Below are 18,941 nucleotides of genomic sequence, written 5' to 3'. Positions count from 1 at the left end.
CACTCTCCTCCCGCCACGATACGACGCGGCCCCCCGCACCCGCCTCAGGTGAGCGCCAGCAGATACGACAGCGCCGCCGCGGCCGCCGCGACCATCCGTATGTGGTTCCACCCCGTCCACTCGCTCACATACGTCCGCCAGTACGCGGCGGCCTCCGGCGTGCCCGCGTCCAGCTTGGCGAGCGCCTCGTTGCGCGGCACGTTCGCCACCATCGTGACCCCGAAGCAGCCGAACAGATACAGCGCGCTGCCGAGCAGCAACTCCACCGTGCCCTCGTCCGGCCACAGCACGAACGTGACGACGGCGAGCACGGCGCACAGCACCGCCGTACCGGCGAACACGAGCATGAAGGCCGGAGTCAGGGCGCTCACATTGATCGCCTGCATCGCGGCGACACCCTGCGCCGGCGGCAGAGAGGCCAGCCCCTTCATCACGAACGTCGAGAACGCGCAGAACACCCCCGCCACCATCGTGGTCCCGAGCAAGCCCAACACCGTCAGCACGAAGTACGGCCCGTCGATCATGTCCGCTCCCACCTGATTTCCCCCGATTCAAAGGATCCCGTACGGCGTCCACCGTCACCACACCCCGCTCATCCCGTCGCCCGCCACTCGCGCAGCCTCGCCTCCACCACCCCCGCGATCCGTCGCCGTGCCGCGTACCGTGCCAAGCCGCTCATGAGGAGCTGGTCGTACGGCGTGTCCACATGCCGTACGGACGCGATGACCGCCGAGGTCACCGCGACCTCCGTCATGGCGCGCCCCGCCGCGCTCCGTCCCACCCGCCCGCTGCCTCGGAGGGAGGCGTGTGCGGCGATTTCCCGTGCTCGCTCGGCCGGGCAGGCGGGGAACAGCCGCCGTATCTCCGTCGCGAACGCGTCCGTGAACCGCACGTCCTCCACGGCCCGCCGCCGCGCGTCCCGGGCTCGGCGTCGCCGTCGGACCTCCGCGTCCGCCAGGCAGCGCTCCTCGGCCCGGGCGAGCGCCGCCTCCTCGACCAGGACGCCCTGTCGCTCGTACCGGCTCTTGCGCCGGTTGAACCGCACGACCACGGCCGACAGTGAGCTCTCCTCCCTCGCTCTGCGCGTGAGTGCGGTGTCGCCGCGCGGCAGGAACACCAGATGCCCGAGGTCCGCGCAGTCGAGACAGCGCGGCACCCCCTCTTCCAGCATGAGCAGCCCCACCGGCCCGCCCCGGCATTCCGCGCAGTGCTTCTTCCTGAGTGCCTGCACGACGACAAGTCCGGTACGGGGCGGGGGTGTAGCGAGCGCGGCCATAAGCGGTTGATTCCCCCTGGTGGCCGCATGGTCACGTGGCTTTCGCGTCGGTCTCCCGACCGGTTCGGGCCCGTTTCGACGCGCGCGGCATCATGGGCCGTGTGCGATTCGACGCGATCACCTGGGAGCGGCTCGGCGATCTCCTCGCCGACCGCCTCCTCGACCTGAAGCCGGCCGACGGCGGCCTCTGGCCGCGCGTCGCCTTCGACGGTGCCCCGGCCGCCCATCCCGGCGACCTCGCCGCACGCGTCTCGGAGGCACTGCGCATACGTGGCCGCTCCTCTCTGGTCGTGGGCACCGAGGGCTTCCTCCGTCCGGCGTCGCTCCGCTTCGAGTACGGTCACGAGGACGTGGAGGCGTACTACAACGGCTGGTTCGACACTCCCGCCCTCTGGCGCGAGGTCTTCGGCCCGCTCGAAGTCGGCGGTACGGGTCGAGTCCTGCCCGACCTCTGGGATCCCACCACCGACCGCGCCACTCGCAGTCCCTACGTCCAACTCCGGCCCGGTGCACTCCTGTTGATGCAAGGCCCCCTCCTCCTCAAGAACTGGTTTCCCTTCGACCTGAGCGTCCATGTCCTCCTCTCCCCGAGCGCCCTGCGCCGCCGCACCCCCGAGAACGAGCACTGGACCCTCCCCGCCTACGAGCGCTATGAGACCGAAACCGCCCCGGCCAACACGGCCGACGTCCTGGTACGCGCCGACGACCCCCGGCACCCGGCCTGGAACGGCTGACAGCGGGGCCCGCAAGCACAGGGCTCGTGTGAGCCGGGACCCGTGTCCCCGACTGCTCCGGGTGCGGTTCCTTCCGGGCGCGGCAAGAATGTAGGGCGCCGGGACTTAGCGGTGTGTCCTGCGCCGCGCCGGCCGTCCGGCAACGGGAGGTACTACATGACCACCGCCGGAGACATCATGCACCGCGGTGCCCAGTGGATTCCCGCCCACGAGACCCTGGACCGCGCCGCCCAGCTGATGCGCCAGCTGAACGTCGGGGCGCTCCCCATCAGCGACCGGAACGAACGGCTCTGCGGCATCCTCACCGACCGCGACATCGTCGTCGGTTGTGTCGCCCTGGGCCGCGACCCGTCCAAAGTCACGGCCGGCGACCTGGCCAAGGGGACACCGCGCTGGATCGACGCGAACGCCGACATCAGCGAGGTGCTCCAGGAGATGAAGGGGCACCAGATCCGCCGGCTTCCGGTGATCGAGAACAAGCGCCTCGTCGGCATGATCAGTGAGGCCGACCTGGCCCGGAACCTGCCGGAGGACCAGATCGCCGACTGGGCCGAGAGCGTCTACGCGAAGACCGCGACGCACTGACCCGGCCGCTGCCCGACCGATCCCGCCGGCCCTGGGGTCACAGCCAGCCGTTGCGCTTGAAGCCCCGGTACAAGGTGGCGCAGGCGGTGGCTATGATCCCCAGGACCAGCGGATAGCCGAACTTCCAGTGCAGCTCGGGCATGTGCTCGAAGTTCATGCCGTAGACCCCGCACACCATGGTCGGTACGGCGATGAGCGCCGCCCACGCCGTGATCTTCCGCATGTCCTCGTTCTGCGCGACGCTGACCTGCGCGAGGTGCGCCTGCAGGATCGAGTTCAGCAGTTCGTCGAACGCGGCTATCTGCTCGGTGGCCCGCAGCAAGTGGTCGGAGACGTCACGGAAGTAGGCCTGTATCTCCGGATCGACCACTCGGATCGGCCGTGAGGTGAGCTCGAGGAGCGGGCGGGCGAGCGGGGCCACCGCTCGCTTCAGTTCGAGCAGTTCACGTTTGAGCTGGTAGATGCGCCCCGGGTCGACGCGTGAGCCGTTCGCGGCGAACACATCCGTCTCGACCTGGTCGATGTCCGCCTGCACCTGGTCCGTGACGGTCAGATAGTCGTCCACCACGTGGTCCGCGATCGCGTGCAGCACCGCGGCCGGGCCCTTGGCGAGCTGCTCCGGGTTCGCCTCCAACTCCTCGCGCAGCGGGCCGAGTGAACCGTGCCGCCCGTGCCGTACCGTGATCACGAAGTCGGGGCCGACGAAGACCATGATCTCGCCGGTGTTCACCACTTCGCTGGTCGCGGTCAGTTCCGTGTGCTCGACATAGCAGACCGTCTTGAACACCGAGAACAGCGTGTCGCCGTACCGCTCCAGCTTCGGGCGCTGGTGGGCCTCGACCGCGTCCTCGACCGCCAGCGGGTGCAGATCGAAGAGCTCGGCGATGCCGGCGAACTCCCGCTCCGTCGGCTCGTGCAGCCCGAGCCAGACGAAGCCGTGGTCGCTCCTGCGAACCTGCCGTATCGCCTCGATGACATCGCGGCCGCCGGGGATCCGAACTCCCTTCTGGTATGTCACGCAGTTCACCACCGCGGTGCCCAGCGGGGACCGGGCCGGATGGCTGAGGTCGACGCGGGCGCGACGCCGTGCCAGCCGTGCCACCTTGCGGAGGCCGCCGACCTTGTCGAGGCCGGTGACCTTCCGCAAATTCCCTGCCATGGACATCTGGATCTCCTTGCGTGGATCTCCTCGCACCGCACTTCGTGCCTTCTCGCGCCAGTTTGCCAGGACCGAATGAGCGGCGGGTAAGGCTGTGGGAACGGAACACTCCGCTTCGTTTTCCGGCGACTCCAGCGCTTTCAGCCCCCGCCGGAGCGGACCTCGCGGACTGCGGGAGCGTCGCGATAAGTGACAAGTCCGTCAAATGGGATGATCGCGGCATGATGCGAACCGACGGATATCTCTTCGACCAGCAGCAGACCGAGACAGGACAAGCCGAGACGGGGCAGCGCTCCGAGGCCTTCGCCACGCTCTTCGACCCCACGACGTTCCGGCACATGGAGGGCTTCGGTCTCGGATCCGGCTGGCGCTGCTGGGAGGTCGGCGCGGGCGGCTCCTCCGTGGTCTCCTGGCTGGCCAAGAAGGTCGGACCGACCGGGAAGGTCATGGCGACCGACACCGATCTCTCGTGGGCCGTCCCCTCGGTCACCCGCCCACCGGTCGAGGTCCGCGTCCACCATGTCGGCGTCGACGGCCCGCCGGGTGAGGGCTTCGACTTCGTCCATGCCCGGCTGGCCCTCGGTCACGCCCCGGACCGCGAGCGGGCGTTGCTGTCGATGATCGATGCCCTGCGTCCGGGCGGACGGCTGCTGATCGAGGACGCCGACCCCGCCCTCCAGCCCCTGGCCTGTCCGGAGGAAACCGGCCCCGAGCAGCAACTGGCCAACCGGCTCCGCCAGGCCGTCCGTACGCTGCTCGCCGAACACGGTGTCGACCTGGCACACGGCCGCAGACTTCCGCGTCTACTACGGGCGGCGGGCTTGCGGGGAGTAGAGGCCGACGCGTACTTCCCCGTCGCCTCACCCGGCTGTGCCGTCCTGGAGCTGACGACGATTCAGCAGCTCCGCGCTGCCCTGGTCACGGCGAACCTCGCCACGGACGAGGAGATCGACCGCCACCTGGCCGACGTGGCCTCCGGCACGATGGACGTCGCCGCCCCACCGCTGATCTCGGCGTGGGGACGGAAGGCGTAGGGGAGGCAACGTCCCATGGCAGCGCCCCAGGGCCCAGTCGGTCAGGGAACACCCGAGGCTCATCGGCCTCTCCGCAGTCGACACACCGAGTCTCAGCCGGCCACCGGCGGCCTTCCGCCCACCTTCTCCACCGCCCGCGCCCCTGCCCCGCATCCCTCGACCGCCGCGTCCTCAGCCTCCGCGCCGGCGAGCAGGGCGGCCAGGAACGCCCCGGTGAAGGCGTCGCCCGCGCCGGTCGTATCGCGGGGCACGGCGGGGGTCGCCGGAACCCTCGACCGCACGCTGCCGCCACGGGCGACCAGGGCGCCGTCGGCCCCCTGCTTGGCGACGACAAGGGGAACGTGGCGGCTCAACTTGGCCGCGGCGTCGGCCGGATCGGGCAGCCCGGTCAGCAGAAACGCCTCGTCCCGGCTGGGCAGCAACACATCGACGCCTTTGACGAGTTCGAGGAAACGGTCCACACCCAGCTTCGTGAGGAACCCCGACGACGCCGGATCCACACTCACCGGCACCCCACGCGCGCGTGCCGACTCCAGCGCCGCCGTGACCAGCGCCCGGCTCGGTTCAGAGAAGAACAAATAGCCCGACAGATGCAGCCGCGCGACCCCGTCGAGCAGGGACGGCGACCAGTCGCCCGGGTCCAGCCGGAGCGAGGCGCCGCTGTCCGTGAGGAACGTACGTTCGGCCGCGTCGCCCATGTCCACCAGACAGATCACCGTCCCCGTCGCCGCCTCCGGATCGACGACCAGGTGGGGCCGCACCCCCGAGGCCCGCAGCTCCCGCTCGTGCCAGGCGACCGCGTCCGTGCCCACCCGCCCCAGCAGCCGTACGTCCGCGCAGCCCCAATGAGCCGCCCAGCAGGCCACGTTGGCTCCCGCCCCGCCCGGCAGCGTCCGGATCACGGAGGCCGTGTCCGTGCCCGGCGCGAGCGGTCCGCGATGCCGGGCGACGACATCCGTGACGACGTCGCCCACGACGAGCAGAGCCCCGCCCGCCCCGGATCCGGCCACCGTCACCTCACGCCCCGGCCCAGGCCGCCGCGATCCGCGAAGCGAGCCGTACGTTCCCTCGTACCGCCGCCAGATTGGCCTTCAGGGAGGCGCCGTCGGTGTGCCGCACCAGATAGCTCAGCAGGAACGGTGTCACCGCCTGCCCGGTGACGCCCTCGGCCTCGCACGCCTGCAGCGCCTCGGCGAGCACATGCGCGTGGAGCTCGGGATCGAGCTGCTCCTCCTCGGGCACGGGGTTGGCGACGATCAGCGCCGACTCCGGGCCACCGAGCGCGTCCTGCGCGCGCATGACGTCCGCGACCTCGCCCGGCGACCCGAGCGTCCACTCCACCGGATAACCCGAGTCGGACAGATAGAAGCCGGGGAAGCGGTCGGTGCCGTAACCGGCGACGGCGACACCCAGCGTCTCCAGGCGCTGCAAGGTCGCCGGCACATCCAGGATCGACTTCACGCCCGCGCACACCACCGTGATCCGGGCGCGCGCCAACAGCCCCAGGTCGGCGGACTCGTCCTGGGTCACCGTCCACTCCCGGTGCACACCCCCGAGCCCGCCCGTCGCGAACACCCGGACGCCCGCCAGGGCCGCCAGCAGGGCGGTCGCGGACACCGTGGTCGCGCCGCTCACTCCGGAGGCCACCGCGAGTGGCAGGTCCCGGTGCCCGAGCTTGCGGATGCCGTCCTCGTTGGCGACCCGCTCCAACTGCCCCTTGTCGAGGCCGATGTGCGGCCGCCCGTCGAGCACGGCGATCGTCGCCGGTACGGCGCCCTCCTGCCGTACGACGTCCTCCAGCTCCAGCGCCACCTGCAGATTGCGCGGGCGGGGCAGCCCGTGCGCGATGATCGTGGACTCCAGCGCCACTACGGGTTGACGCGCGTCAACCGCTTCCCGCACTTCTTCGGACACCACCAGCACGCGCTTGCCTCCTGTCTGTCGTTCTCCCTCATCTCTGGCGGACGGCACGCCCGGCCAAACCCCTGCAAGCTGTGGTGCGGGACACCAACACGGGTCACCACGGCCGAGTGCCTCAGAACAAGGGCTCCGGAAGCACCCCTTCCAGTGCCAGCAGCTTCCGCTTGGTCTCCAGACCGCCGCCGAACCCTCCGATGCCACCGTCGCTCTCGACGACCCGATGGCACGGCACCACCACCGGCAGCGGATTCGACCCCATGGCCATGCCCACCGCCTGTGCGGCGCCCGGCTGCCCCACACGCCGGGCCAGATCGCCGTAACCCACGACCGAGCCGTACGGGACACCGGACGACAGCTCGCGCAGCACCTGGCGGTTGAATCCCGAGATCAGCGACCAGTCCAGCGGCAGCTCGAAGTCGTGCCGCTCGCCCGCGAAGTACGCCTCGACCTGGCGTATCGCCTCGGCCAGCTGAGGGGAGCCGGGGGACTCGACGGGCGCGGTGCCGAGGCGGGACGCGAGCCGGTCGAGCGCCTTGTCGCGCACCGCGTCCGTGGCATGGAACACGACGTTCACCAGGCCGTCGTCCGTCGCGGCCAGCAGCAACGGACCGATGTCCGTACCGACGACGGCCCACACGACCTGCTGCTCGTACTGCCCATGGCTGTTCATGCGACCCACCGTACGACCCACCACTGACACACCCGTGGCGCGCGCCTCGGCCCTGGGTCCTCCTCAGCCCTGAGTGGCCCTCTTGATCACGTCCGGCTTGTTCGTGATGATGCCGTCCACTCCGTAACGCGCCACCCGGCGGGCGTTGGCCGCGTCGTTCACGGTCCAGGTGAGGATCTCCAAGGGCTTTCCGTGCGGTCCCTCGAACGCGTGGATCGTGGAGACGTACGCCTGGGAGATGGTCGTGTAGGAGGAGTTGATCTGGTCGGCGAAGGTCGCGTACTCAGGCAGGTCGGCGATGGCCGGGGCGCCGAGGAAGCCGGTCTTCACAGCGGGGCGCAGCTGGTGCACCTTCCGTACCGTGTCCGCGCTGAAACTCTGGATCACCAGCCGTTTCCTGAGGTGCCACGGGCTGAGCCAGCCCTCGTTGCTGAGCACCTTCAGGGTCTGCCGCTCGATGCCGGGGTAGAGCTGGGGGTTCTTGATCTCCAGGACGAGCTTTTGGTGGTTGCGTGACACACGCCTCATGTACTGCTGCAGTGTCGGCACGCGCGCGCCCGCGTATCGGCTGCTGAACCAGCTGCCCGCGTCCAGCCGGGCGATCTCCGCGGCTGTGAAGTCCCGCACGTTCCAGGGCGCACGCCCCGGATAGATCTCTTCGACATTCGTGGTCCGTGCCAGCGTGGCGTCGTGAAGGACGACGAGCCTGCCGTCCTTGGTGCGCTGGACGTCGTTCTCGACCCAGGCGAAGCCCATGTCGTCGGCCTTGTCGACGGCGGCCAAAGTGTTCTCGGGCGCGTAGGCGGATGCTCCGCGGTGCGCGACGACCAGCGGATTGTCGGCGTCGGGGGCCGCCTGGGCGGCGGAAGTGGGGAGCAGGAGGACTGCGGCCCCCATGAACGCGGTGGTCGAGGCGGCAACTGCGCGCACGTGCATGCGTACTCCTCGCGTCGATCGGTCACGGTCAGCTCCAGCGTGACAGCAGAGGGTCAACGGAAGGAGGGTGCAGGATGGCCATGAATTGAATGGAGTTGCCCAAGTCCGCTCACGGGCACCCCACAAGTGGGGCAAGGCCGTGTTTCTTTGCCGGAAATCGTTCGACCATTCCGGTGGGGGTCATACTCTCTGCGACAACCCTGACCGTTGTGGCGGTCCCGGGGGCGGGGGCATGGCAGTAAATCCAGGGACGCGACAGGGCGGGAAAGGCAGCCGCGAATGCAGGGCACGGTCGACGGCTTCAGCTACGGACTCGTCACACCGGTGGTGGCCTATCTCATGGCCTGCCTCGGCGGTGCGCTCGGCCTGCGCTGTACGACGAGATCGATGCTGGCCGACGGCCGCTGGCGCCTCGGCTGGCTCGCGCTGGGCTCGGCGGCCATCGGGTCCGGCATCTGGACGATGCACTTCGTCGCGATGATGGGGTTCAAGGTCCTCGAGACCCCGATCCACTACGACGCGCTCACCACATTCGCGAGTCTCGCCGTGGCGATCGTCATGGTCGGCATCGGGATCTTCATGGTCGGCTCCAAGGGGGCGACCGGGGCCGCGCTGTTCACGGGCGGCACGATCACTGGCCTGGGCATCGCCTCCATGCACTACCTCGGTATGGCGGGAATGCGCCTCAACGGCAAGCTGGAGTACAACACCGTCACCGTGGCCGCGTCGGTCGTCATCGCCGTGGTGGCCGCGATCGCCGCGCTGTGGGCCGCCGGACAGGTCTGCGGGTTCCTGTGGAGCGTGGGCGCGAGCCTCGTCATGGGGGTCGCGGTCAGCGGCATGCACTACACGGGCATGGCCGCCCTCAAAGTCCATCTGCACAGTGCCGCGAGCGTCGTCCCGGCCGGGGACTCCTCGTCCGCCGAGCTGCTCGCCCCGCTGATGATCGGCCCCCTGGTCTTCCTGCTCCTCGCGGGCGTCGTGGTGATGTTCGACCCGTTCATGATCATGGGCAGGTTCCACGCGAACCCCGTCGAGCGCCGCCCCGGCATCCCCGCCCAGGCCGCCGCCCACGACTGCCGCCACCTGGATTCCCGGGCCGGTCACGAACACGGCGAACGGCGCTTCCGCACCCCGCAGAACCGCTGATCGGAGCCCGTTGTCAGTGCGGGGTCGTACGGTGGATTCCATGCGGCCCGTTTCCCAGATCGAACGCACGGTGGCGCCCTTCGAGGTCGTCAGCCCCTACCAGCCGAGTGGCGACCAGCCCACGGCCATCGCCGAGCTCGCCCAGCGCATAGGAGCAGGTGAGAAGGACGTCGTCCTGCTCGGCGCGACCGGCACCGGCAAGTCCGCCACCACCGCGTGGATGATCGAGAAGCTCCAGCGCCCCACCCTGGTGATGGCGCCGAACAAGACGCTGGCCGCCCAGCTGGCCAACGAGTTCCGCGAGCTCCTGCCGAACAACGCGGTCGAGTACTTCGTCTCGTACTACGACTACTACCAGCCAGAAGCCTACGTCCCGCAGTCGGACACCTACATCGAGAAGGACTCCTCGATCAACGAGGAGGTCGAGCGCCTGCGCCACTCCGCGACCAACTCGCTGCTCACCCGCCGCGACGTCGTCGTGGTCGCCTCCGTCTCCTGTATCTACGGCCTCGGCACGCCACAGGAGTACGTGGACCGCATGGTCCCCCTCAAGGTCGGCGAGGAGATCGACCGGGACGAGCTGCTGCGCCGCTTCGTGGACATCCAGTACACGCGCAACGACCTGGCGTTCACGCGCGGAACCTTCCGGGTGCGCGGCGACACCATCGAGATCTTCCCGGTCTACGAGGAACTCGCCGTCCGCATCGAGATGTTCGGCGACGAGATCGAGGCCCTGTCCACGCTCCACCCGCTCACCGGCGAGATCATCAGCGACGACCAGCAGCTGTACGTCTTCCCGGCCTCCCACTACGTCGCCGGCCCCGAGCGCATGGAGCGGGCCGTCAACGACATCGAGAAGGAGCTCGGGGAGCGCCTGGCGGAGCTGGAGAAGCAGGGCAAGCTCCTGGAGGCCCAGCGCCTGCGGATGCGCACCACATACGACATCGAGATGCTCCGCCAGATCGGCTCCTGCTCCGGCGTGGAGAACTACTCGATGCACTTCGACGGCCGCGAGCCCGGCTCCCCGCCGAACACGCTCCTCGACTACTTCCCGGACGACTTCCTCCTCGTCATCGACGAGTCCCATGTCACCGTGCCCCAGATCGGTGCCATGTACGAGGGCGACGCCTCCCGCAAGCGCACCCTCGTCGACCACGGCTTCCGACTGCCGTCCGCCCTGGACAACCGGCCGCTGAAGTGGGAGGAGTTCCAGGAGCGCATCGGCCAGACGGTCTACCTCTCGGCCACCCCGGGGCAGTACGAGCTGTCCCGCTCCGACGGTCAGGTCGAACAGATCATCCGCCCCACCGGCCTGGTCGACCCCGAGGTCGTCGTCAAGCCCACCGAGGGCCAGATCGACGATCTGGTGCACGAGATCCGCAAGCGCACCGAGAAGGACGAGCGTGTCCTGGTCACCACGCTCACCAAGAAGATGGCCGAGGACCTCACCGACTACTTCCTGGAACTGGGCATCCAGGTCCGCTACCTCCACAGCGACGTCGACACCCTGCGCCGCGTCGAGCTGCTGCGCGAGCTGCGCGCCGGCGACTACGACGTCCTGGTCGGCATCAACCTCCTCCGCGAGGGCCTCGACCTCCCCGAGGTCTCCCTCGTGGCGATCCTGGACGCCGACAAGGAGGGCTTCCTGCGCTCCGGGACCTCACTGATCCAGACCATCGGCCGCGCGGCGCGCAACGTCTCCGGCCAGGTCCACATGTACGCCGACAAGATCACCCCGGCGATGGAGAAGGCCATCGACGAGACCAACCGCCGCCGGGAGAAGCAGGTCGCGTACAACAAGGCCAACGGCATCGACCCCCAGCCGCTCCGCAAGAAGATCAACGACATCGTCGCGCAGATCGCCCGCGAGGACGTCGACACCGAGCAGCTGCTCGGCACGGGCTACCGCAAGGGCAAGGACGGCAAGGGTGCCAAGGCCCCCGTTCCCTCCCTCGGGAGCAAGGCGGCCAAGTCCGCCAAGGGCAAGGGCAAGTCCAAGGAGACCGTCCCGACCGACCGTCCCGCGGCCGACCTCGCCGAGCAGATCGAGGAGATGACCGAGCGGATGCGCGCGGCCGCCGCCGACCTGCAGTTCGAGATCGCCGCCCGGCTGCGCGACGAGGTCTCCGAGATGAAGAAGGAACTGCGGCAGATGAAGGAGGCGGGCCTCGCCTGACGGTCGGCGAGGGTACCGAGGGAGCGGACCGGCCTCCGGCGCGGGCGCGCTGTGTTGCAAGACCGACACAAAGTGCGACACGGGCTGCGGCATTGTCAGTGCCGCTGCGTAAGGTGCTGCACATCCGCGGACTCCGCGGCAACAGGGGACAGTTCGAGAGGGGAATCAGCGCGTGACCGTCAACATGACCAAGGGTCAGGCCATCAGTCTGCAGAAGAACGACGGAGGCAGTCTGACCGCGGTGCGCATGGGTCTCGGCTGGCAGGCTGCCCCCAGGCGCGGCCTGTTCGGGTCCCGCACCCGGGAGATCGACCTCGACGCCTCCGCCGTCCTGTTCGCCGACAAGCAGCCCGTCGACGTCGTCTTCTTCCGTCACCTGGTGAGCGACGACGGCTCGGTCCGCCACACCGGCGACAACCTGGTCGGCGGTGTCGGTCAGGGCGGCGACGACGAGGCGATCCTCGTCGACCTGGCGCGCGTCCCGGTCCACATCGACCAGATCATCTTCACCGTGAACTCCTTCACGGGCCAGACCTTCCAGGAAGTGCAGAACGCCTTCTGCCGCCTGGTCGACGAGACGAACGGCCAGGAACTCGCCCGCTACACCCTCGCGGGCGGCGGCAACTACACGGCCCAGATCATGGCGAAGGTCCACCGTTCCGGCGGGAACTGGACCATGACCGCCATCGGCACACCGGCCAACGGCCGAACCTTCCAGGACCTGATGCCCGCGATCCTGCCGGTCCTGTAGGCAGCCGAGGCACCACGCACCGAGCGACACAGGGGGACGAAGTCGATGACGGCCGAGCTGGTCCGGGGGCAGAACCATCCGCTGCCCGAGGTCCGACTGGAGATCCGCGTCTCGGCCGGTACGCCGGTCGTGGCCGGGGCAACCCTCGGCGACGAGGACGGCCGGGTGCACGGAGTGGAGTGGGTGGCCCATCCGGGCGCGCCCACCCTGCCGGGCCTCGAGGTCTCCAAGCAGGCGGCGGCCGACCACCGCCTCGCCGTGGACCTGGAGGCCCTGTCTCCGTCCGTGCACCGGGTGACCGTGCTGCTCGCGCTGCCGCCCGGGACCGGTGGCCCGGTGCGCTTCGGTGCCGTCGCCACCCCCTTCGTCGCGGTCACCGGCCTCGACGGCACCGAGGTCGCCAGCTACACGATCACCGGTCTGGACGCCGAGTCGGCCGTCGTCGCTCTGGAGCTGTACCGCAGGCAGGGCGCCTGGAAGGTTCGCGCGGTCGGCCAGGGGTACGCGGGCGGTCTCGCGGAGCTGCTCACCGACCAGGGCCTGCCCGAGGCCCGGCAGTTGGCGGGCAGCATCCATGAGGCGGTGGCCCAGGGCCTCGCCCGCTCGGTGGCCGCACCTCCACCCCGCCTGCCGGACGCGGGCCGACCCCGGCAGACCGCATCCCCGACGCCGGGCTCCGACCAGACCCATGGCACGACCCCGCAGGGCGTCTCCGGGAACGCCTCGTCGGCGCAGGGGCCCCAGACCACATCGCCGTACGGCACGTCCGGGTACGGGGCTTCCGGGGCGAGGGACGCCGCACGGCCCGACCACTTGTCCGACCAGCACGGCGGCCCGACACCGGCGGACCCGCCCACCGGCACACCGCCCGCCTCGCCCACGGCCGGCGGCCCCGTCAACTACACCCACCCCGGGCGACAGACCACAGCGCCACCACCGCCCCCGCCGACCGCGCACCCCGCTCAGCCCGGGCAGCCCGCCCAGCCCGTCGCCGGGGACGCGACCGGCTGGTCCATGGACGAGCGGCTCTACAACCAGGTGTGGGGCATGTTCGAGGACCTGGCCCGCACCACGGCCGCGTACCGCAGCGCCGTCGACTTCGCCGAGTCGCGCATGGAACAGGAGCTGGACAAGGTCCTTTCCGACCCGCGCAGCCGCATAGGCGGGCAGGGCGACGCCGCGCGCGAGGCCGCCCGCGCCAAGCACGCCGAACTCGTCGACCAGGCCAGGGCCGCCCTCGACCGGGACCTCGCCCAGCTCCGGGCCGAGGCCGACGTCGTCGAACCCGCGCTGCCCACGGCATACGCGAGCTGGGACAACCCGGTGTGGCACGGCTACCGGGTGCCGATGGAGATACCGATGGCCCTGCGCCTGGGCGACCTTCATCTGCCCGAGAGCGAGGACGTACGCATCCCGATGCTGGTCCGGCTGCCGCTGGAGCGCGGCCTGTGGATCGACAGCGGCCCTTCCGGCTCCCACGACTTGGCTGCCGACTCCGACGAACTGCGCGGCGTCGCGCTGGACACCGCGGTGGCCATCGCCGCGCGGCTGCTCGCGGTCTACCCGCCGGGCGACTTCGGGGTGCACGTCATCGATCCGGCCGGGGCCGGCGCCTCCGCGCTCGCGCCGCTCGTCCAGGCCGGTGTCCTCGCCGGACCGCCCGCCGCCGGAGCAGCGGGAGTCTCGGACGTCCTGGGACGGCTCACTCAGCGGGTCGACCTCGTCCAGATGGCGGTGCGCGGTGGCGCCGCAGACTCCCTCCCCCCTGGCTTCGACACAGCCGAGCAGCTGCTGATCGTCAATGACTTCCCGCACGGGTTCGACGACCGTGCCGTGACCCAGCTGCGCTACCTCGCGGACGAGGGCCCGGCCGTCGGTGTCCACCTGATGATGGTCGCCGACCGGCAGGACGCCGCCGCCTACGGGCCGTTGCTCGACCCGCTGTGGCGTTTGCTGCTGCGACTCACGCCCACCCCCGACAACCACCTGGCCGACCCCTGGGTCGGGCACGCGTGGACGTACGAGCCCTCGCGTGTCCCGCCCGGCAGCCGCGTCCTCCAGCAGGTACTGACCCAGGTCGCGGACGCCCGCCGCTCCTGGAACCGGTGACCGCTCACCCCTCCCCAAGACCTCGTAAAGCTGTCTGACCAGCTGTTTTGATACTTTCTTTGCCTCGCCCTTTACCTTTTCTTGGTGAATGGGTATGCTTTTTTGAGCGGAGGGGAGTACTCCCTGCTTGCTGCGGCGTACCCGTCAATACGGATCAGGACAGATCCCGGGGCGTCGGCCCGGCGGCACCAGACGTTGTGGAACGTCCTGGAGGACCGGGTGGAAGAGACCTCCGGTAGCGACGACGCTGACATTTGCCGTTACGTACTGCCGGAGGCGCAGTGGATGTTTCCACGACCCTGTGGGTCACGACTGTTCTGGGCCTTGCCGCCCTCATCGCGGTCGACTTCTTCATCGGCCGCAAGCCCCATGACGTGTCCATCAAGGAAGCCGGAATCTGGACGGTCGTCTGGATTGTTCTGGCCGCCCTCTTCGGACTCGGGCTGCTCGCTTTCGCCGGTGGCCAGCCGGCCGGAGAGTTCTTCGCGGGCTTCATCACCGAGAAGTCCCTGAGCGTCGACAACCTCTTCGTCTTCGTCCTGATCATGGCGAAGTTCTCGGTGCCCTCGCAGTATCAGCAAAGGGTGCTGCTCGTCGGTGTGCTGATAGCCCTGGTGCTCCGCGCGATATTCATCGCCGCGGGCGCGGCGATCCTCGCCAGCTTCGCCTGGGTCTTCTACATCTTCGGCGCGTTCCTCATCTACACCGCCTGGAAGCTGATCCAGGAGGCCAGGGCCGAGGAGGCGGAGGAGGACTGGGAGGAGAACAAGCTCCTCAAGGCCGCCGAGAAGCGCTTCGGTGTCGCCGACCGCTACCACGGCACCAAGCTGTGGATCGAGCAGAACGGCAAGCGCGTCATGACGCCGATGCTGGTCGTCATGCTCGCCATCGGTACCACCGACGTCCTCTTCGCGCTGGACTCGATCCCGGCGATCTTCGGCCTGACCCAGGACCCGTACATCGTGTTCACGGCCAACGCGTTCGCGCTGATGGGCCTCAGGCAGTTGTACTTCCTGATCGGCGGCCTGCTGAAGAAGCTGGTCCACCTGTCCTACGGCCTGTCGGTCATCCTCGGCTTCATCGGCGTGAAGCTCGTGCTGCACGCGCTGCACGAGTCCGGTGTCCACGTGCCGGAGATCTCCATCCCGGTCTCGCTCGGCGTGATCTGCGCCGTCCTGATCGTCACCACGATCACCAGCCTGATGGCCTCCAAGAAGCAGGCGCAGGCCGAGGCCGGGCAAGCGAAGGCCGAAGGCGCCGAGAAGGACAGCATCGAGGCCTGACGGCGGACGACACCGCACAGCGAACACTGGATGGTGCCGCCCCGCACACCGGCGACGCAGACCACCGCGTCGACCGGAGTGCGGGGCGCTGTGCATCCGCAGCGCCCGTTGGCGTACCACGAACCGGCCTTCTGCTCACCCCGCGGTGGCCTCCGCCGCGCCGGCCGTCGCCGCCGGTACCGGCCGTGTCTCCGGCAGCAGCGCGAAGCAGCCCAGGCTCAGCAGCGCGATCCCGGTCAGGTAGGCGCCCACGCCCCAGGGCACCCGGCCGCCCTGCGCCACGGCGGTGGCCACGATCGGGGTGAGGGCACCGCCGAGCACCCCACCGAGGTTGTAGCCCACCGCGGCGCCCGTGCAGCGCACACGGGGCTCGTACAGCTCCGGAAGGTACGCGGCGATGACGGCGAACATCGTGACGAAAGCGAGCATCGCCACCAGGAAGCCGAGGAACATCAGCAGAGGCTCACCGGTCGACAGCAACGCGACCATGGGAAACATCCACAGCACAGTGGCGGTACAGCCCACCAGGCACATCGGGCGCCGCCCGTAGCGGTCGCCGGCCACCGCCGCCAGCGGTGTGAGAGCGCCCTTCACCACCACGGCGCCCATGATGCAGGTCAGCATGACGGTACGGCTCACCCCCAGCCGCTCGGTCGCGTACGAGAGGGACCAGGTCGTCACCGTGTAGAACACCGCGTACCCGATCGAGAGCGCCCCGGCGGTCAGCAGGACGAGTCGCCAGTGGCCGCGCACCACCTCGGCGAGCGGCACGCGCGCGTGGTCGTCGATCTCAAGGAACTGCGGGCTCTCCATGAGTGACGAACGCAGCCACAGCCCCGCCACCGCCAGCACCCCCGCCGCCCAGAACGGCACCCGCCACCCCCACGTGACGAACTGCGCCTCCGTCAGGCTCGCCGACAGCGTCAGCATCACGCCATTGGCCAACAGGAACCCCACCGCGGGCCCGACCTGCGGGAAGCTCGACCACAAGCCGCGTCGCTCGGCCGGCGCGTGCTCAGCCGTCAGCAGCACCGCGCCGCCCCACTCCCCGCCGAGTCCGAGCCCCTGCAGGAAACGCAAGCCGAGGAGGAGGAAGGGAGCGGTCACGCCGATCGAGTCGAATGTGGGGACGCAGCCCACGGCCACGGTCGCGCCGCCGGTCAGCAGCAGTGAGGCGACGAGGACCGGCCGCCGCCCGTGCCGGTCCCCGATGTGCCCGAACAGCACCGATCCCAACGGTCTTGCCACGAACCCGACCCCGAAGGTCGCGAACGCCGCGAGGGTTCCCGCCAGGGGCGAGAACGTCGGGAAGAACAGCGGCCCCAGGACGAGGGCCGCCGCCGTCCCGTAGACGAAGAAGTCGTAGAACTCGATGGCCGTCCCGGCGAGCGAGGCGGCCGCGAGTCGTGGCATGGAGGGCGGTTTTACGGTGCGTGCAGGTTGCATGCCGCTTCAACTACCCACGGTGACCAAGAGTTACGGGGGCGTGCGGAGGCGCGTTCGACGCCAATGTGTCTCAGGAGGCATCCGTGCGGCTCAGTAGGTCACTGTGATGCGCCGGGCGGGACCGTCCACACGGATCACACCGCCGTAGGGGATGACGACTTGGGGATCGGTGTGGCCGAGATCCACATCGAAGACGATCGTGGTGTCGGGGGCGTACGCCCGCATGGCGCGCAGTACTGCCTCGCGCTGCTCCTCCGCGTAACGCGCCGCTTGCTCGGGCGTGTTGCGCTGCTCGAAGGACCACGTCTTGGCGCGGCCCATCAGCAGGGCGGAGAAGCGCTGGAGCAGCCCGCGCTCACCCATGTTCCGCAGGGTGCGGAAGACCTCCTCGGCGCGCGGCAGTTCCTCCGAGGTCTCCAGGAAGAGCACCCCTCCGTCGAAAACGGACACGTCACGCGGCATCTCGCGGTCGGCCATCAGCAGCCAGCCCAAGATCTCCAGACAACCGCCCCAACCGCGGCCCTCCACCACGCGGTCGGCGTTCACCCAGGTCCATCCGGTGCCGGGCCGGGACTCCGGCTCCGCGTCGAAGGTCGCCCGGGCGGCCCAGTCACGCTCGATGTCGTTGAAGCGCTCGGCGGGCCGCAACTCGTACGGCCCCGAGGTGAACAGCGCCGCGCGCAGGGAATCGGCGGACACGGGGTTCATGGCCCCGGGCCTGCCGAGCGTGGTCATCACCATTCCGCCGTGGTAGCCGACGCCGTACAGGAACGCCAGCAGGTTGCTGTTGTCGCTCATCCCGAAGAACGGCTTGGGGTTGGCCCGCAGCAACTCCCGGTCGAGCAGCGGCAGTACGGTGATCTGGTCGTCGCCGCCGATCGTGGAGAACACGGCCTTGACGTCCGGGTCGGCGAAGGCCGCGTGGATGTCGTCGGCCCGCTCCTGGGGCGTCGTGCCCATCTTCCTCGTCGTCGGGTACTCGACCGGTTCGAGGCCGTACTCCTCACGCAGCCGCTCCAGGCCCAGTTCATAGGGCCGCGGGAACAACTCGGGCAGACCGGCCGAGGGCGAGATGACGGCCACGCGGTCGCCGGGCGAGGGCTTCGGAGGGTACGAGGGCGTGGCCATGCGGGGAGACTACGGCCTCTCGCACTGCCGTTTCACCGTGATAAACCGGGTGCGAGCAGCGGTCCTGACGGGCCGCCCACCCCGAACGGACCGGAGGAACCGTGCCCCGCACCCTCGCCAACGCCCCGATCATGATCCTCAACGGGCCCAACCTGAACCTCCTGGGCCAGCGGCAGCCCGAGATCTACGGCTCCGACACGCTCGCCGACATCGAGGCCATGTGCGCCAAGGCGGCGGCCGCGCACGGCGGCACGGTGGACTTCCGGCAGTCCAACCACGAGGGCGAACTGGTCGACTGGATCCACGAGGCACGCCTCAACCACTGCGGGATCGTCATCAACCCCGGTGCCTACTCGCACACCTCCGTCGCGATCCTGGACGCCCTCAACACCTGCGACGGCCTGCCCGTGCTGGAGGTCCACATCTCCAACATCCACAAGCGCGAGACCTTCCGGCACCACTCCTACGTCTCGCTGCGCGCCGACGGCGTCATCGCCGGGTGCGGGGTGCAGGGTTATGTGTTCGGTGTGGAGCGGGTCGCGGCCCTGGCGGGGACGGGGAAGGCGGAGGCGTAAGTCCCGTTGT

At 69.6% G+C, this 18,941-nt stretch carries 18 protein-coding genes; 9 read left to right on the top strand and 9 right to left on the bottom strand.

Annotated features, from left to right (window positions below; all coding sequences use genetic code 11):
* Positions 1–44 precede the first annotated feature (44 nt).
* Together CES90_RS01720 and CES90_RS01715 are read right to left on the bottom strand one after the other, a co-directional pair.
* A complete protein-coding gene (locus CES90_RS01720) occupies positions 45–524 on the bottom strand; it encodes an anthrone oxygenase family protein (protein ID WP_189781832.1) in 480 nt (159 codons plus the stop codon).
* 68 nt (positions 525–592) lie between these two features.
* Positions 593–1,276 carry a DUF2293 domain-containing protein gene (locus tag CES90_RS01715; RefSeq protein ID WP_189781833.1) on the bottom strand — a complete coding sequence of 228 codons (684 nt, stop codon included), beginning with the start codon at positions 1,274–1,276 and terminating at the stop codon, positions 593–595.
* 92 nt (positions 1,277–1,368) lie between these two features.
* Here CES90_RS01715 and CES90_RS01710 point away from each other — a divergent pair, with 92 nt between their 5' ends.
* On the top strand, positions 1,369–2,010 hold the full coding sequence (locus CES90_RS01710; protein ID WP_189781899.1) for a nucleoside/nucleotide kinase family protein: 642 nt from the start codon (positions 1,369–1,371) through the stop codon (positions 2,008–2,010).
* Positions 2,011–2,166: 156 nt separating this feature from the next.
* Positions 2,167–2,595, top strand: coding sequence for a CBS domain-containing protein (locus CES90_RS01705; RefSeq protein WP_189781834.1), 429 nt, complete (start codon positions 2,167–2,169; stop codon positions 2,593–2,595).
* A gap of 37 nt (positions 2,596–2,632) precedes the next feature.
* Here the strand turns inward: CES90_RS01705 and CES90_RS01700 are convergent, their stop codons facing one another.
* Positions 2,633–3,760, bottom strand: coding sequence for a magnesium and cobalt transport protein CorA (locus CES90_RS01700; protein WP_189781835.1), 1,128 nt, complete (start codon positions 3,758–3,760; stop codon positions 2,633–2,635).
* A 215-nt stretch (positions 3,761–3,975) separates the two neighbouring features.
* Here CES90_RS01700 and CES90_RS01695 point away from each other — a divergent pair, with 215 nt between their 5' ends.
* The gene (locus CES90_RS01695) at positions 3,976–4,788 is read left to right on the top strand and encodes a methyltransferase domain-containing protein (protein ID WP_189781836.1); all 813 of its coding nucleotides are present in this window, start codon (positions 3,976–3,978) and stop codon (positions 4,786–4,788) included.
* 92 nt (positions 4,789–4,880) lie between these two features.
* Here CES90_RS01695 and CES90_RS01690 read toward each other — a convergent pair whose 3' ends face one another.
* The 4 genes from CES90_RS01690 to CES90_RS01675 form a co-directional block, all read right to left on the bottom strand.
* A complete protein-coding gene (locus CES90_RS01690) occupies positions 4,881–5,798 on the bottom strand; it encodes a carbohydrate kinase family protein (RefSeq protein ID WP_189781837.1) in 918 nt (305 codons plus the stop codon).
* Positions 5,799–5,805: 7 nt separating this feature from the next.
* Positions 5,806–6,711 (bottom strand): pseudouridine-5'-phosphate glycosidase, encoded by a 906-nt coding sequence (locus CES90_RS01685; protein ID WP_189781838.1) that lies wholly within the window; start codon positions 6,709–6,711, stop codon positions 5,806–5,808.
* A gap of 112 nt (positions 6,712–6,823) precedes the next feature.
* The gene (locus CES90_RS01680; protein ID WP_189781839.1) at positions 6,824–7,378 is read right to left on the bottom strand and encodes a methylated-DNA--[protein]-cysteine S-methyltransferase; all 555 of its coding nucleotides are present in this window, start codon (positions 7,376–7,378) and stop codon (positions 6,824–6,826) included.
* Between the two features lie 63 nt (positions 7,379–7,441).
* Positions 7,442–8,314, bottom strand: coding sequence for a glycerophosphodiester phosphodiesterase (locus CES90_RS01675; RefSeq protein ID WP_189781840.1), 873 nt, complete (start codon positions 8,312–8,314; stop codon positions 7,442–7,444).
* Between the two features lie 279 nt (positions 8,315–8,593).
* Between CES90_RS01675 and CES90_RS01670 the strand changes: the two genes are divergently transcribed.
* From CES90_RS01670 to CES90_RS01650, 5 genes are all read left to right on the top strand, one after another.
* On the top strand, positions 8,594–9,463 hold the full coding sequence (locus tag CES90_RS01670; protein ID WP_189781841.1) for an MHYT domain-containing protein: 870 nt from the start codon (positions 8,594–8,596) through the stop codon (positions 9,461–9,463).
* 40 nt (positions 9,464–9,503) lie between these two features.
* On the top strand, positions 9,504–11,639 hold the full coding sequence (gene uvrB / locus CES90_RS01665; RefSeq protein WP_189781842.1) for an excinuclease ABC subunit UvrB: 2,136 nt from the start codon (positions 9,504–9,506) through the stop codon (positions 11,637–11,639).
* 172 nt (positions 11,640–11,811) lie between these two features.
* Positions 11,812–12,390, top strand: a complete 579-nt coding sequence (locus CES90_RS01660) for a TerD family protein (RefSeq protein WP_189781843.1) — start codon at positions 11,812–11,814, stop codon at positions 12,388–12,390.
* A 45-nt stretch (positions 12,391–12,435) separates the two neighbouring features.
* Complete coding sequence (locus tag CES90_RS01655; RefSeq protein ID WP_189781844.1) at positions 12,436–14,499, top strand: TerD family protein; 2,064 nt, start codon at positions 12,436–12,438, stop codon at positions 14,497–14,499.
* 281 nt (positions 14,500–14,780) lie between these two features.
* Positions 14,781–15,782, top strand: a complete 1,002-nt coding sequence (locus CES90_RS01650) for a TerC/Alx family metal homeostasis membrane protein (protein WP_189781845.1) — start codon at positions 14,781–14,783, stop codon at positions 15,780–15,782.
* A 135-nt stretch (positions 15,783–15,917) separates the two neighbouring features.
* On the opposite strand, the gene CES90_RS01645 is transcribed toward CES90_RS01650, so the two are convergent.
* Positions 15,918–17,195, bottom strand: coding sequence for an MFS transporter (locus CES90_RS01645; RefSeq protein ID WP_189781846.1), 1,278 nt, complete (start codon positions 17,193–17,195; stop codon positions 15,918–15,920).
* 123 nt (positions 17,196–17,318) lie between these two features.
* On the bottom strand, positions 17,319–18,356 hold the full coding sequence (locus tag CES90_RS01640) for a S66 family peptidase (RefSeq protein WP_189781847.1): 1,038 nt from the start codon (positions 18,354–18,356) through the stop codon (positions 17,319–17,321).
* A gap of 101 nt (positions 18,357–18,457) precedes the next feature.
* Between CES90_RS01640 and aroQ the strand changes: the two genes are divergently transcribed.
* Entirely contained in the window at positions 18,458–18,931 is a 474-nt protein-coding gene (aroQ, locus tag CES90_RS01635) for a type II 3-dehydroquinate dehydratase (protein ID WP_189781848.1), read from the top strand.
* Positions 18,932–18,941 lie beyond the last annotated feature (10 nt).

Source organism: Streptomyces capitiformicae, assembly GCF_002214185.1.
Lineage (GTDB): Bacteria > Actinomycetota > Actinomycetes > Streptomycetales > Streptomycetaceae > Streptomyces > Streptomyces capitiformicae.
Note: the sequence above shows the minus strand (reverse complement) of the source record. Positions and strands in the feature narration are given on the sequence as shown.

Bases quoted from the DNA above. Each gene is read 5' to 3' on its own strand.
- CES90_RS01720 (WP_189781832.1), bottom strand. From the start codon at position 524: ATGATCGACGGGCCGTACTTCGTGCTGACGGTGTTGGGCTTGCTCGGG.
- CES90_RS01715 (WP_189781833.1), bottom strand. From the start codon at position 1,276: ATGGCCGCGCTCGCTACACCCCCGCCCCGTACCGGACTTGTCGTCGTG.
- CES90_RS01710 (WP_189781899.1), top strand. From the start codon at position 1,369: ATGGGCCGTGTGCGATTCGACGCGATCACCTGGGAGCGGCTCGGCGAT.
- CES90_RS01705 (WP_189781834.1), top strand. From the start codon at position 2,167: ATGACCACCGCCGGAGACATCATGCACCGCGGTGCCCAGTGGATTCCC.
- CES90_RS01700 (WP_189781835.1), bottom strand. From the start codon at position 3,760: ATGTCCATGGCAGGGAATTTGCGGAAGGTCACCGGCCTCGACAAGGTC.
- CES90_RS01695 (WP_189781836.1), top strand. From the start codon at position 3,976: ATGATGCGAACCGACGGATATCTCTTCGACCAGCAGCAGACCGAGACA.
- CES90_RS01680 (WP_189781839.1), bottom strand. From the start codon at position 7,378: ATGAACAGCCATGGGCAGTACGAGCAGCAGGTCGTGTGGGCCGTCGTC.
- CES90_RS01675 (WP_189781840.1), bottom strand. From the start codon at position 8,314: ATGCACGTGCGCGCAGTTGCCGCCTCGACCACCGCGTTCATGGGGGCC.
- CES90_RS01670 (WP_189781841.1), top strand. From the start codon at position 8,594: ATGCAGGGCACGGTCGACGGCTTCAGCTACGGACTCGTCACACCGGTG.
- uvrB (WP_189781842.1), top strand. From the start codon at position 9,504: ATGCGGCCCGTTTCCCAGATCGAACGCACGGTGGCGCCCTTCGAGGTC.
- CES90_RS01655 (WP_189781844.1), top strand. From the start codon at position 12,436: ATGACGGCCGAGCTGGTCCGGGGGCAGAACCATCCGCTGCCCGAGGTC.
- CES90_RS01645 (WP_189781846.1), bottom strand. From the start codon at position 17,195: ATGCCACGACTCGCGGCCGCCTCGCTCGCCGGGACGGCCATCGAGTTC.
- CES90_RS01640 (WP_189781847.1), bottom strand. From the start codon at position 18,356: ATGGCCACGCCCTCGTACCCTCCGAAGCCCTCGCCCGGCGACCGCGTG.